10 protein-coding genes are annotated in these 14,190 nt (G+C 63.1%); 8 read left to right on the plus strand and 2 right to left on the minus strand.

The genetic code is table 11. The features are described 5' to 3' along the window. Position 1: 1 nt before the first annotated feature. The 8 genes from AC0QUY_RS22135 to AC0QUY_RS22170 all read left to right on the plus strand — a co-directional run bounded on the left by AC0QUY_RS22135 (position 2) and on the right by AC0QUY_RS22170 (position 11,244). Positions 2-1,327 carry an N-acetylmuramoyl-L-alanine amidase gene (locus AC0QUY_RS22135; RefSeq protein WP_475388355.1) on the plus strand — a complete coding sequence of 442 codons (1,326 nt, stop codon included), beginning with the start codon at positions 2-4 and terminating at the stop codon, positions 1,325-1,327. Positions 1,328-1,576: 249 nt separating this feature from the next. Next, on the plus strand, positions 1,577-4,111 hold the full coding sequence (locus AC0QUY_RS22140; RefSeq protein ID WP_475388356.1) for a penicillin-binding protein 1A: 2,535 nt from the start codon (positions 1,577-1,579) through the stop codon (positions 4,109-4,111). Between the two features lie 204 nt (positions 4,112-4,315). Next, positions 4,316-6,874, plus strand: a complete 2,559-nt coding sequence (locus tag AC0QUY_RS22145; RefSeq protein ID WP_475388473.1) for a penicillin-binding protein 1A — start codon at positions 4,316-4,318, stop codon at positions 6,872-6,874. A gap of 126 nt (positions 6,875-7,000) precedes the next feature. Then, a protein-coding gene (gene prfB, locus AC0QUY_RS22150) for a peptide chain release factor 2 (protein WP_141688374.1) occupies positions 7,001-8,132 on the plus strand; the annotation gives its coding sequence in 2 pieces (ribosomal slippage) (positions 7,001-7,069 and positions 7,071-8,132; 1,131 coding nt in all). A gap of 3 nt (positions 8,133-8,135) precedes the next feature. Beyond that, complete coding sequence (locus AC0QUY_RS22155; RefSeq protein ID WP_475388357.1) at positions 8,136-9,005, plus strand: NAD(P)-dependent oxidoreductase; 870 nt, start codon at positions 8,136-8,138, stop codon at positions 9,003-9,005. A 74-nt stretch (positions 9,006-9,079) separates the two neighbouring features. Beyond that, the gene (locus AC0QUY_RS22160) at positions 9,080-9,985 is read left to right on the plus strand and encodes a DMT family transporter (protein WP_475388359.1); all 906 of its coding nucleotides are present in this window, start codon (positions 9,080-9,082) and stop codon (positions 9,983-9,985) included. 84 nt (positions 9,986-10,069) lie between these two features. Next, the gene (locus tag AC0QUY_RS22165) at positions 10,070-10,753 is read left to right on the plus strand and encodes a helix-turn-helix domain-containing protein (RefSeq protein WP_475388360.1); all 684 of its coding nucleotides are present in this window, start codon (positions 10,070-10,072) and stop codon (positions 10,751-10,753) included. Continuing rightward, positions 10,750-11,244: a cupin domain-containing protein gene (locus tag AC0QUY_RS22170; protein WP_475388361.1), complete on the plus strand. Its 495-nt coding sequence runs from the start codon at positions 10,750-10,752 to the stop codon at positions 11,242-11,244. Before AC0QUY_RS22165 ends, AC0QUY_RS22170 begins: the two co-directional genes overlap by 4 nt. A gap of 41 nt (positions 11,245-11,285) precedes the next feature. Here AC0QUY_RS22170 and AC0QUY_RS22175 read toward each other — a convergent pair whose 3' ends face one another. Then, positions 11,286-13,361 (minus strand): carbamoyltransferase C-terminal domain-containing protein, encoded by a 2,076-nt coding sequence (locus AC0QUY_RS22175; protein ID WP_475388363.1) that lies wholly within the window; start codon positions 13,359-13,361, stop codon positions 11,286-11,288. A gap of 340 nt (positions 13,362-13,701) precedes the next feature. Next, positions 13,702-14,151 (minus strand): SRPBCC family protein, encoded by a 450-nt coding sequence (locus AC0QUY_RS22180; protein WP_161854400.1) that lies wholly within the window; start codon positions 14,149-14,151, stop codon positions 13,702-13,704. Positions 14,152-14,190: the final 39 nt, after the last annotated feature.

Genomic DNA, 14,190 nt, shown 5'->3' on the forward strand with positions numbered 1-14,190 from the left:
GTTGGCGAGCCGCGCAAATCTCCTTGTTTTGCTGGGATGTGGCCCATTGTGCGCCGCAGCATTGCTGTGTACCCAGATGATCAGCCCCAGCGCAGCCCAAGGGGTGGCGCCTCAGGCGCCGGCCTCGGTAGCCGCTGCCCCCAACCCGGCGGCGGGATCGAATTTCCCGGTCGCGTCTGACGCCCGGCTGGCTGGCGATGCCAGGCAGACCCGTTTCATCCTCGATCTCGACAAGCCGATTCAGTTTCGTGCCTTCGCGCTGGCCGACCCCTATCGCGTGATCGTCGATCTTCCCCAGGTCAGTTTCACGCTCCCGGCCGGGATCGGCACGACGGGCCGGGGGTTGGTCAAGGCGTTTCGCTACGGTCTCGTCATGCCGGGTGGATCGCGGATCGTGTTCGACCTGACCGGGCCGGCCAAGATTGCCAAATCCTATGTGCTGGAGGCGGCCAACGGCCAGCCGCCGCGCCTGGTGATCGAATTCGAAGAGATTGATCGCACCACCTTTGTCCAGTCGTTGCCGCCCGAAAACCGTCCCGAATTGCGGCCCGCAATTGCCGAAGCCAACGCCGCCACCCCGGACGCCGCAGCCGCGGCGAAGTCTGCGGCCCCGCCTGACAAGAGGCCGGTGGTCGTGATCGATCCCGGCCATGGCGGCGTCGACAACGGCACCCAGGCCGGCGGCGCCGATATCATGGAAAAGAACCTGGTGCTGACCTTCGGCTTGGCGCTGCGCGATCGGATCGAGAAGTCCGGCAAGTATCGCGTGGTCATGACCCGGACCGACGACACGTTCATTCCGCTTGCTGACCGTGTGAAGATCGCACGCAGCGAGGCGGCGGCACTGTTCGTTTCGATCCATGCCGACGCCTTGCCGCGCGGCGAGGGCGACGCCCAGGGCGCCACCATCTACACATTGTCCGACAAGGCTACCGACTCCGAGGCCCAACGACTGGCAGATGCCGAAAACAAGTCGGACGCGATCGGCGGGGTCAATCTCACCGACGAGCCGACCGAAGTGGCCGATATCCTGATCGACCTGGTCCAGCGGGAGACCAAGACCTTTTCAAACCGGTTCGCGCGGGTCCTGATGGGCGAAATGAAGAACACGGTGCGGATGCACAAGCACCCGCTGAAATCGGCCGGCTTCCGGGTCCTGAAGGCGCCCGATGTGCCCTCGGTGCTGGTCGAACTCGGCTATGTCTCCAACAAGGGCGATCTTGAGCACCTGGTGTCGGAAAACTGGCGGAACCGGACCGTCGGCTCGATGGCGCAAGCAATCGATACGTTTCTGGCCAAACGGCTGGCAAACGGGCCGGGCAAGTAAAAAGCCCGGTACGCATTGCGTAGAAGCGCGCTGAAAAGCATGCCGTTTGGCGGCCCAAGCCCTAGTTTGGCCACAGCGGCAACGGTATAGATCGGATAGAAAATCGCGTACTGGTCTTCGGAATCGGTCAATATTGTCCGCCGGACCTTTTTTATTGTTCGACCGCGTAGTGGCGCCCGTTCGGGGGGATTGCCGCGTTTGGATAGCCGCCGCAGTTGACGGCGCAAGGGTTGGAACGGAACGTCAATAATGCGCTTGCTGGTCCGGTTTCTGGGTTTCCTGTTCGCCGCCGGCACGGTCGCGTTCCTGGTCGGCGTAGCCGGCGTCGCGGGCGCGATCTGGCATTTCTCCAAGGACCTGCCCGACTACTCGCAGCTCCAGGATTACGAGCCGCCGGTGATGACGCGCGTGCACGCCTCCGACGGTGCGCTGCTCGGCGAATATTCCAAGGAGCGCCGCCTCTATCTGCCGATCCAGGCCGTGCCGAAGCTCGTCATCAACGCGTTCCTGGCGGCCGAGGACAAGAACTTCTACGAGCACGGCGGCATCGACTTCACCGGCATGGCGCGCGCGGCCGTCCTCTACGCGCAGAATTTCGGCTCCAACAAGCGTCCGCAGGGCGCCTCGACGATCACCCAGCAGGTTGCGAAGAACTTCTTGCTGACCAACGAGGTCTCCTTCACCCGCAAGATCAAGGAAGCCTTGCTGGCGATGCGTATCGAGCGCGCCTATTCAAAGGACCGCATCCTCGAACTCTATCTCAACGAAATCTATCTCGGCCTCGGCGCTTACGGCATCGCGGCGGCCTCCCTGGTCTATTTCGACAAATCGGTGAATGAACTCACGATCGCCGAAGCATCCTATCTGGCGGCGCTGCCCAAGGCGCCCGCTGCGCTGCATCCAGTGCGCAACCGCGATCGCGCGGTCGAGCGGCGCAATTACGTGGTCGATCGTCTCGTGGAAAACGGCTGGATCAAGCAGGCCGACGCCGACAAGGCCCGCAAGGAACAGCTCAACGTCACCAGCACCCGCGGTAACGCCGCGCATACCTTCGCGGGCGAGTATTTTGCCGAGGAAGTCCGGCGCGACATCTTTGAGCGCTACGGGGAAAAGAAGCTTTACGAAGGCGGCCTGTCGGTCCGTGCCACGCTCGATCCGAAGATGCAGGTGATGGCGCGCAAGACCATGGTCGCGGGGCTCGTGAGATATGACGAGGCGAGTGGCTGGCGCGGCGCGCCCTCGAAGCTCGACGTTTCCGGCGACTGGGGCGTGAAGCTCGCCGACGTCAAATCGCTGAGCGACATTGCGCCGTGGCGGATGGCCGTGGTGCTGGAGACATCGGACCAGTCGGCGCGGATCGGTTTCCAGCCGGGCCGCGAACTCGGCGGCGCCGTCAGCAAGCAGCGGCAAACCGGCATCATCGCGCTCGATGGTGTGCGCTGGGCCAAGGCCGCATCCGGGCCCGCCAAGGGCAGGACGCCGACCTCGGTGGCGCAGGTGCTGTCGCCGGGCGACGTGATCTATGCCGATCCGCTGTTCGACAAGGAAGGCAAGCCGGTCGAGGGCCAGTACCGGCTGCGGCAATTGCCGGAAGTGTCCGGCGCGATGGTCGCGATGGACCCGTGGACCGGTCGCGTGCTCGCGATGGTCGGTGGCTTCTCGTTCGACCAGAGCCAGTTCAACCGCGCGACCCAGGCCTATCGGCAGCCGGGCTCGTCGTTCAAGCCGCTGGTCTATTCGGCGGCGATGGATAACGGCTACACGCCGTCGACCGTCGTGGTCGACGCGCCCATTGAAATCGACCAGGGGCAGGGCGCCGGCGTCTGGCGTCCGGAAAACTATTCGTCCGGCAGATATGGCGGCCCGACGACGCTGCGTAACGCGCTCCGGCAATCGCTGAACACGGTGACGGTGCGGCTGGCGCAGGACATCGGCATGCCCTTGATCGGCGAATATTCGAAGCGGTTCGGCGTCTATGACGAATTGCCGAATTACCTGTCCTACGCGCTCGGCGCCGGCGAAACCACGGTCATGCGCATGGTGACGGCCTATTCGATGTTCGCCAATGGCGGCCGCCGGGTGAAGCCGACGCTGATCGACCGCATCCAGGACCGTTACGGCCACACCATCTTCAAGCATGACGCCCGCGAGTGCCGCGGCTGCGACGCGCCGGGCGGCTGGAAGAATCAGGCCGAGCCCCAGCTCGTCGACCGCCGCGAGCAGGTGCTGGACCCGATGACGGCCTACCAGATCACCTCGATGATGGAATATGTGGTGCAGGCCGGCACCGCGACGGTGGTCAAGGAAGTCGGCAAGCCGATCGCCGGCAAGACCGGCACCACCAACGACGAAAAGGACGCATGGTTCATCGGCTTCTCGCCGGACCTCGTGGTCGGCATCTATGTCGGCTTCGACAAGCCACGCAATCTCGGCCGCGGCATGACCGGCGGTCATCTCGCCGCGCCGATCGCCAAGGATTTCCTGAAACTTGCGCTCGCCGACAAACCGGCTATCCCCTTCAAGGTGCCCGCCGGCATCAAGCTGGTTCGCGTCGATGCCAAGAGCGGCATGCGCGCCGGCCCGGGCGAGGGCGGTCGCACCATCCTGGAGGCGTTCAAGCCAGGCACCGCGCCGCCGGACAATTACTCGGTTATCGGCGTAGCCGACATGGATGGCCGAGTGCCGCAGGGATACCCGCCAGGATATCAGCAGGGATATCAGCAAGGATATCAACAGCCCGATGCCGGCAACATCATGCGTCCCGGCACCGGCGGGCTTTACTAATCCGAGAGCCCACTGCAATCGCACGCTCTGCTTGCGATGTCGCCGATATCGACCCGGCATGCCGGGCGGCATCGAAGAAAGTGAATTGCCCGATTTCGACCATGTGAACATGGGATAGCGTCAGACGGCGAATCCTCGAGTAGAGGGTTTGTGTGGAATGACCGTCGGGAATTACGACGCAACAGTTGGAATGAAACTTTGATAATACGCTTTCTGTTGCGGTTTACCGGCTTCTTGTTCGCAGCCGGAAGCGTGGTGTTCCTGGTGGGCGTGGCCGGCGTCGCAGCCGGTATCTGGCATTTTTCCAGGGACTTGCCTGATTATTCGCAGCTCCAGAATTATGAACCGCCGGTGATGACGCGCGTGCACGCCTCCGATGGCGCGCTGCTCGGCGAATATTCCAAGGAACGGCGTCTCTATCTGCCGATCCAGGCGATGCCGAAACTCGTCACCAACGCGTTCCTCGCGGCAGAGGACAAGAATTTCTACGAGCATGGCGGCCTCGACTTCACCGGTCTGGCGCGCGCCGGCGTCCTCTACGTGCAAAATCTCGGCTCCAACCGCCGCCCGCAGGGCGCCTCGACGATCACCCAGCAGGTCGCGAAGAATTTCTTGCTGACCAACGAGGTCTCCTTCACCCGCAAGATCAAGGAAGCCCTGCTGGCGATGCGCATCGAGCGCGCCTATTCCAAGGACCGCATCCTCGAACTCTATCTGAATGAAATCTATCTCGGCCTTGGCGCCTACGGCATCGCGGCGGCCTCGCTGGTCTATTTTGACAAATCGGTGAACGAACTGACGGTTGCGGAAGCCGCGTATCTTGCCGCGCTTCCGAAAGCACCGGGCACGCTGCATCCGGTGCGCAACCGCGAGCGCTCGACCGAGCGGCGCAATTATGTGATCGATCGCCTGCTGGAAAACGGCTGGATCAAGCAGGCCGAAGCCGACAAGGCGCGCAAGGAACCGCTGGTCGTGGCCAGCCGCGGTACCGGCGCGCATACCTTTGCCGGCGAGTATTTTGCCGAGGAAGTCCGGCGCGACATCTTCGAGCGTTACGGCGAGAAGAAACTCTACGAAGGCGGATTGTCGGTCCGCACCACGCTCGATCCGAAGCTGCAGGTGATCGCGCGCAAGGCCATGGCCGCCGGCCTGGTGAATTTCGACGAGGCGCAGGGCTGGCGCGGCGCCATGAGCAAGCTCGATATTTCCGGTGACTGGGGCGTCAAGCTCGCCGAAATCAAGTCGCTCAGCGATATCTCGCCGTGGCGCATGGCAGTGGTGCTGGAGACGTCCGACCAGTCGGCGCGGATCGGCTTCCAGCCCGGCCGCGAACTCGGCGGCGCCATCTCCAAGGAGCGGCAAACCGGTCTCATCACGCTGGACGGTGTGCGATGGGCCAAGCCGGTCGCTGCCGCGGCGCGCGGCAAGCCGGCGATGGCTTCGGTCTCGCAAATCCTGTCGCCGGGCGACGTGATCTACGCCGATCCGCTGTTCGACAAGGAAGGCAAGGTGGTCGAGGGCCAGTATCGCCTGCGGCAATTGCCGGAAGTGTCCGGCGCGATGGTCGCGATGGACCCGTTGACCGGCCGCGTAGTCGCGATGGTCGGTGGCTTCTCGTTCGACCAGAGCCAGTTCAATCGCGCGACCCAGGCCTATCGGCAGCCCGGCTCGACGTTCAAGCCGCTGGTCTATTCGGCGGCGATTGACAATGGCTACACGCCGGCGTCGATCATGATCGATGGTCCCATCGAGATCGATCAGGGGCAGGGCAACGGCGTTTGGCGGCCGGACAATTTTTCGGTGGGCAGCTATAAGGGTCCCATCACGCTGCGCGACGCCCTGAAACAGTCGCTCAACACGGTCACGGTGCGGCTGGCGCAGGATGTCGGCATGCCCCTGATCGGCGAATATGCCAAACGCTTCGGCGTTTATGAGGAATTGCCGAACTATCTTTCCTATTCGCTGGGCGCCGGCGAAACGACGGTCATGCGGATGGTGACGGCGTATTCGATGTTCGCCAACGGTGGTCGGCGGGTGAAGCCGACGTTGATCGACCGGATCCAGGATCGCTACGGACGCACGATCTTCAAGCATGACCAGCGCGAGTGCCGCGGCTGCGATGCGCCGGAGGGCTGGAAGAATCAGCCCGAGCCCCAGCTCGTCGACCGCCGCGAGCAGGTGCTCGATACGTTGACCGCCTACCAGATCACGTCGATGCTCGAGAGTGTGGTGCAGGGTGGCACGGCGACGATCCTGCGCGAGGTCGGCAAGCCAATCGCCGGCAAGACGGGCACCACCAGCGACGCAAAAGACGTCTGGTTCGTCGGCTTTTCGCCCGATCTCGTCGTCGGCCTCTATCTTGGCTATGACAAGCCTCGCACGCTGGGCAGGGCCGCACAGGGCGGCCGCATCGCCGCGCCGGTCGCCAAGGATTTCATGAAGCTTGCGCTCGCGGACAAACCGGCGACCCCGTTCAAGGTGCCTCCCGGCATCAGGCTGGTGCGCCTCGACGCCAAGAGCGGCATGCGGCCGAACCCGGGCGAGGGCGGCCGTACCATCCTGGAAGCGTTCAAGCCGGGCACCGCGCCGCCGGATAGTTATGCCGCCGTCGTCGGCGTCGCCGAGGGGGAAGAAGGACGGATGCCGCAGGGATATCCCCAAGCGCAGACCTATCCCCAGGCGCAAGGATATCCCCAGGCGCAAGGAGGGTATCGGCCCGAGGGCGACAGTATCATGCGTCCCGGAACCGGCAGGCTTTACTAGCCAATTGCGCTTTGTGGCGCGCGCCGCTACATCCGACGCGTCACACAAGACCCGCGATCGGTTCTGATTCAATTGGAACCGAATGAGCCATCCAGTAGCGGTCGTTGACCGCAGACAGAAGAGACCATGCGCGCCGAAGTCGAACGCCTCGTAGAAGAGATCAAGCAGTCAGTCGGGCTGCTGAGGAGGCATCTTTGACGTCGAGAAATCCACGGCCCGGCTCGCCGAGCTGAACAGTCTCGCCGAAGATCCCAATCTCTGGAACGATCCCCAGAAAGCCCAGAAGCTGATGCAGGAGCGCACCTCGCTGGTGGATGCGCTCGAAGGCATCGGCAAGGTCGAGCGCGAGCTCGACGACAATGTCGAGATGATCGCGCTCGGCGAAGCCGAGAACGACGAAGGCGTGGTTGTCGAGGCCGAGAACGCGCTCAAAGCCCTGAAGAAGGAAGTGGCGCGCCGCGAGCTGGAAGCGCTGCTGTCGGGCGAGGCCGACAAGTTCGATTCCTATCTCGAGGTGCATGCCGGAGCCGGCGGCACCGAAAGCCAGGACTGGGCCTCGATGCTTCTGCGCATGTACACGCGCTGGGCGGAGAATCACGGCTTCAAGATCGAATATCTCGAAGAGTCACAGGGCGAAGAGGCCGGCATCAAGTCCGCCACTATCCAGATCAGCGGGCACAATGCCTATGGCTGGCTGAAGACGGAGGCCGGCGTGCATCGGCTGGTGCGGATTTCGCCGTTCGATTCCAACGCGCGGCGGCACACCTCGTTCTCGTCGGTGCAGATATTCCCCGTGATCGACGACTCCATCAAGATCGAGATCAAGGAATCCGACGTTCGTACCGATACCATGCGTTCGGGCGGCGCCGGCGGTCAGCACGTCAACAAGACCGAATCGGCGGTGCGGCTGACGCATATTCCGACCGGCATTGCCGTGGTCTGCCAGGCCGGCCGCTCGCAGCACAAGAACCGTGCGCAGGCGTGGGACATGTTGCGCGCCCGGCTTTACGAGATCGAGCTGAAGAAGCGCGAGGAACAGGCTGCCGCCGATCAGGCCGCCAAGACCGATATCGGCTGGGGCCACCAGATCCGCTCCTACGTGCTGCAACCCTATCAGATGGTGAAGGACCTGCGCACCGGCGTGCAGACCTCCGATACGTCTGGTGTGCTCGACGGCGACCTCGACGAGTTCATGGCGGCAACGCTGGCGCAGCGCGCATTCGGCACGGGCCCGGGCTCGGTCGAGGATGTGGACTAATCCATGAGCAAAGTGGCCTTCATCGGGCTCGGCCGGATGGGTCATGGCATGGCCGGCCGATATCTCGATGCAGGTTCTAACGTTGCGGTGTGGAATCGCAGCAAGACGAAAGCCGAAGACCTGATCGCGCGTGGCGCGCGCTGGGCTGCGTCTCCGGCGGAGGCCGCCGACGGCGCCGATGCCGTCGTCACCATGGTTGCCGACGACGAGGCGTCGCGGTTCGTCTGGCTCGGCGAGAACGGCGCAGCCGCGAAGCTGCAGGCGGGCAGTTTCGCGATCGAATGCTCGACGGTCTCGCATCAACACGCACTCGACATGGCGCGCGAACTGCGCGGCCGCGGCCTGATCTATATCGATTGTCCTGTCACCGGCCTGCCGCAGGCGGCGGCCAGCGGGAAACTGACCTTGCTTGTCGGCGCTGACGCGGCTGATCTCGATCGAGCAAAACCCTATCTCGCCCCGATTGGCGACGTGATCAGGCACTTTGGCGCCGTCGGCACCGGCACCGTCTTCAAGCTGATCAACAATCTAATGGGCGCGGTGCAGATCGCGAGTCTGGCCGAAGGCCTGGCGATGGCCGAACAGGCCGGGCTCGACATGAATCTGGTGGCGGAAGCATTGGCGACGGGTGCGGTGGCGAGCCCGCAGGTGATCCGTCACTCCAAGCGCATGGTGGCGCGTGATTTCTCCGGGGCGTCGTTCACGTCATCGCTTCGCCACAAGGACGCGGCCTATGCGGTGGCGCTCGCCGAAACGCTGCTGCCCGGCGTGCCCGTCAGCCGCGCTGCACTCGCCGCCTATGAGAAGGCGAAGGCAAACGCGCCCGATGAAGACGAAGGCAAGATGATCGAGATCGTCTCGCGTCCGAAATAGGCTTCGGAAATCGGGTGGACGGCGACGTGCATTCGGTCCTAGCTGGTTGCGCGATTTCATCAGGTTCTTGCGAAATGTCAGCCAGCGACGGCCGGATCGATACGCGCGATTGGGCATTGCTCGTCGCCTTGTCGGTGCTCTGGGGCGGATCGTTCTTCTTCAACGGTGTCGTGCTGAGGGAACTGCCGCCGTTCACGCTGGTGCTGTTGCGCGTGCTGCTGGCCGCCATGATCCTGCTGCCGGTGCTTTGCGCGCAGCGGCTGCCGTTTCCGAAGGGCTGGATGGGCTGGAAGCCGTTCTTCCTCGTTGCCTTGTTCAACAATGTGCTGCCGTTCTCGCTGATCGTCTCCGGACAGGTCTACATCCCGAGCGGGCTGGCTTCGATCCTCAATGCCACCACGCCGCTGTTCACGGTGGCGGTGATGGCGGTGGCGGGCGAGGAGAAGCTCATCATCAGACGTGTGGCCGGTGTGATTGCAGGCCTTGTCGGCGTCGTGATCCTTCGCGGCAGCGGGATCGGCTTTGCCAGCGGGCAGGGGTTTGGCGTCCTGCTGTGTCTCGCGGCGGCTCTGAGCTACGGCATCTCCGCGCTGATCGCGCGGCGCGCGCTATCGGAGACGCCGCCGCTTGCCACCGCCACATTTCAATTGATGGCATCGAGCCTGATGATGATTGTCGTCGCCGGAATTTTCGAGCGTCCCTGGCAATTGCCGATGCCCGGGACCGTGACGTGGCTCGCGGTGCTCGGCCTTGCCGGCTTGTCGACGGCGCTGGCCTATATTGTTTTCTTCCAGGTGTTGCGGCGCTCCGGCGCGACCAACGTCATGCTGGTGACGCTGCTTGTGCCGGTTACGGCCATCCTGCTCGGCTCGCTCGTGCTCGGCGAGCAGATTTCGCTGCGTGAAATCGCGGGCGCACTGGTGATTGGCAGCGCACTGCTGGTGATCGACGGCCGGGTGCTGAAGTTTTTCGCACGCTGATTTCCTCTCGCCAGGCGACACGCGCCAACTTGACATTTGCCTATATAGCAATACGATTTGCCTTATAAGCAAAAGGGGGATCGCATGGTTTCGGCGGAAGCTGGCCGGCGCGCCCGCGAGGCGGCGCGCCTTGCCGCAATTGGAGCCGTCATTCGCAGGGCCCGATCGGCGCGCGGCTTGACACTCGATGAACTCGCCGGAATGGTCGGGCTGTCAGTGACATTTCTCTCGCGGATCGAGCGCGGACTGATCGCCTGTTCGATCGGCAATCTCCTGGAAATTGCTGGCGTCCTTCAGTTGCCGCCGGCCGAATTGTTTGCCGACATCGAAGGCGAGGACCGGACACGCGCCTATCGCGTGGTGCGGTCAAGCGATGCCGCTCCATCGAAGGACGCCGACGCAAATTATGCCTGGTGCAAGCTTGCTTCGGGCATCGGCGAGCAGCGGCTGGAAACTTTTCTGCTCGAATTGTCGGCAAAGCCGCGCAAGCCGACGCTGGTCGCGCATCCCGGCGAAGAAATGTGCTTCGTCCTCGAAGGCAGTGTCGAATTTCAGGTGGGCAATGAGACCATCGCGCTGGAGCGTGGCGATTCGATTCATCTGCGCTCGGACGTGCCGCATATGGCGTGGGCGCGAGAGTCTGGCCGTGCGCGCCTGCTCATGGTGACATCAATCGAAAACCAGTCGGCCATCGCGGTTGAGTGGTGGAGCAATATTGCGGGCAAGAAAGGCGAACGAGAGAAAACTGCAAAAGGGAGAGCAAAATGAGCGTCAGGAGCAAGGAGATTCCCGACACGGCGGCTGCCAATGCGGAATTGACGACCGCGCGCGAAGCGTCGCGTAAGGACCACAAGCCCTACGAGACGCGCCATTTCGACGACGTCGAATGGGAGACGATCCGCTGGCCGGGCGAAACAGGCAAAATGCTTTTTCATCCGCGACCTGAACGTCCGACCGAACCGAACGCGGGAATTCTGCGGCTTGAGCCCGGCGCCTATCACCCCGAGCACTATCATGGCTTTGCGCAGGTCTGGCATATCCTGAAAGGCGAGTTTTCAATCGACGGAACGCTGCATGGTCCGGGAACGGTTCTGTTCCATCCCGACCCGCACTTTGAGGGCGAATTCCGCACCGAAACGGGTGGAGAGATATTCATCGTCCAGTATCCTGGTCCGACGACCGGTGAGCGCCCGATCTACAGCGACCGGTTCAACATGGCGGAACGCAAAGCGGTTGCGAGCGAACGCGTCGATCTCTGAACCGGCGATCACTCGATCTCGGGGAGGAAGCGAATTATCGCTTAAGGCTGACTGGAAGCCGACGTCTTCTTCCAGTCGGCAAGCCAGTTTCTGAACCTTCCGCTGTCGCGCGTCCCCCCATGCCAGGCCGCGTGCACGGTGCCGTCGTCGGCGACCATGATGACGACATCAAGGCCCTTCGAACGCCGCAGCGTATCGATCGCCTGCTGCGGCGTCTGGGCGATGGGACCTGCGACATTGAAGGACGTGTTGACGGAGAGCTCGACTCCGACATGGCGGCCGAGCGCCTTCAGATAGGCGTAGGTGAGGGGATCGTCCTCCGCGCGCACGATCTGGATACGGCCGGTGCCGTCGGCGTGGATGACGGCCGGGATTTTTTCGCGGGCATGCGGCTTCGAATGCGCCGTCAGCACCATGTAATTATAGGCGTTGTAGTCAGCGTCCGCAGCGCCGGGCAGTAACTCGAAATATTCCTGTGCCGCTTCCAGCGTCGCCATCGGCGCCAGCGGCCGAATGGCCTCGCGGTATTTGACACGCTCGTTCAGCCGTTCCCGCGCGTCTGGATCGCAGGGATTGGCGAGGATCGAGCGATGACCGAGCGCGCGGGGACCGGTTTCCGCCGCGCCTTGATAAAGCGCGATGACGCCGTTTCGCGCCACCATGAACGCCATCAGGTCGGCGATCGCATCGCGGCCTTCAGGCGTCGAGATATCGCCGATCTGTTGCGCGGCGATCTCATCGGCCTTAATGGCGTCGGCAATGTCTTCGCGCGACGGCGGCGTGCCGCAGTAGAACGCATGTGTCATCGGCGCACCGCGCCGGGCGCCCGCCAGATGCGCAAACAGCCAGGCGGCGCCAATGGTGACGCCGGGATCGCCGGGCACCGGCGGTACCCACAGATGCAGTCTCGCGTTGCGCTGCTGCACGCGCGCGAACCATGCTTCATCGAAATGTTCGAGCAACCGCATATTGCCGACCGCGTTCAGCGCCACGCCGCCGGTCAGCACCAGCCGGTCGGCGCCTGTCGTGCGCAACAGATGAGCGACGACATGGATCATGGCGTCCTCGAACACCAATTGTGTCGCGGCGGCTTTGTCGAGACGATCTTTTGTGTCGGGGCGATGATGGATGTCCTCGACGCGCAGCACGGCATCGGGATTCCAGAGCTGATCAGGCCTGAGCGGCTCGCCGAGTATCTCGGTGAGCGCCTGCTTGTAGGGATGATCGAAGGGGTCGCAGTACCAGTTGGCCAGCGCGCGATTGAGTTGAACCTCGCCGTTCGCACCGAAATGCAGAACATCGCGCAAGCGCGCATAATAGGGATTGCTGGCGCGGTCCATGTCGCCCCAGGCGGCAGCGCCCATGTAGCGCCCCTCGCAGGACAACCAGGTCCAACCGCCCTGCGTCGACGAGATCACGCTGTAGAACGCGCCGAGTGAGTCGAACATGCTGTCATTGCAGTAAAGCCGGCGCATCGCGCCGTTCTCGACGACGTAAAGCGAGATCGAGCCCTGATCGCCGGTGCCGTCGAGCACCGCAATCGCTGTCGGCTCGCCGTCGTCGGCAAACGGCGAGGCGGCGTAGGAAAACCAGGCGTGGTTGTCGTGGTGCGGCAGGCAGATCAGCGGCACGCGCTCGGCAAGCCCGAGCTGGCGGGCAAGGATCTTTGGCGTCCGCGTCATCTGGTCGAGGCGTCGGCCGTCGAAGCCGGCGGCCTCGGTGGTGCGCGCAAGCTTGAAACTCTGCGGCAGTTCCTCGATCACCGAGCGCGCCAACGTGCCGGCGAGCGTCGGATAGTCCCAGCTCGTGAGCCAGGCATCGATATCGCCGATATCGCGGCCCATCTCCCGCAGCGTCGCCACGACAGCGTCGACCGACAGTTTTGGATACTCGGTCGTGTGTTTATTGCCCGAGAAGCGCTCTTCCTCGTTGTTGACGATCAGCCGCGGCCCGTCCGCTTGCGTCACCTCGATCAGCGCCAGACCGGAATTATGCGTGCCGGGCGCACCGAGGCCCGCAAGATAGACGGTTTCGCCCCGCGCAAGTTTTCCGCGAACATGCGCGATCCGCGCATCGGCGAAATCAGAGCCGAGCTGGTGAAATCCGGCAGCAGCCATGGTTTTCGCCGCCAGCCAGCGCGCGATGCGGAAGCCGCCGGCCGCGAGCCTGGGATGTCGCGGTCCAATTCGTACGTTCGGTTTCAACCTGTCCAACCTTCGAAGCCTTGCACGCTCGGTAATGACGCGAAGGAGCATCAATCACAATTGCGGCCGGGCAACAATGCCGTTTCACCATGCGGAATAAGCACATGCTCGCAAGCGCGGATGCGGCTTGCGAGACGTGCCTGCAAGAAGGCTGAAAAATAAGGGAGAAAACGATGTCGGGTCGCATGCAGGACAATGCTGGCCTGGCGGGCTGGAGAAAAGAGGCACTACGGTGTGGTGCCTCGACCCAACACTATCCCGGAATATCCGGCTCCACGACCAGCGCGAGCTGGGCGAGCGACTGTTGCCAACCGAGATAGCAGGCTTCGACCGGAATCACCGTCGGCAAGTTTGTCTGTTCGATGTTGACTTCGGTCCCGACCGAAACTGCTTTCAGGGTCACCGTGACCTCGATGACACCAGGCAGATTGGGGTCGTCGAAACGATCGGTGTAGCGGATACGCTCGTTGGGCACGATCTCCAGATATTCGCCGCCGAACGAATGGCCCGTATTCGTGGTGAAATTCGTGAACGACATCCTGAATGTGCCGCCGACTTTCCCTTCAAAGTGGTGGACCTTGCAGGTGAAGCCGTAGGGCGGCAGCCACTTGGCCATGGCTTCCGGATCGAGGAAGGCACGAAAAACCTTCTCCGGCTTGGTGGCGAAAACGCGGTGCAAACGAACGGTGTTGCCTTGGGACATGACGTTATACTCTCCGGTACCGAGCGGGGTTTTCACATG

The sequence above is a fragment of the Bradyrhizobium sp. WYCCWR15520 genome (genome assembly GCF_056174665.1).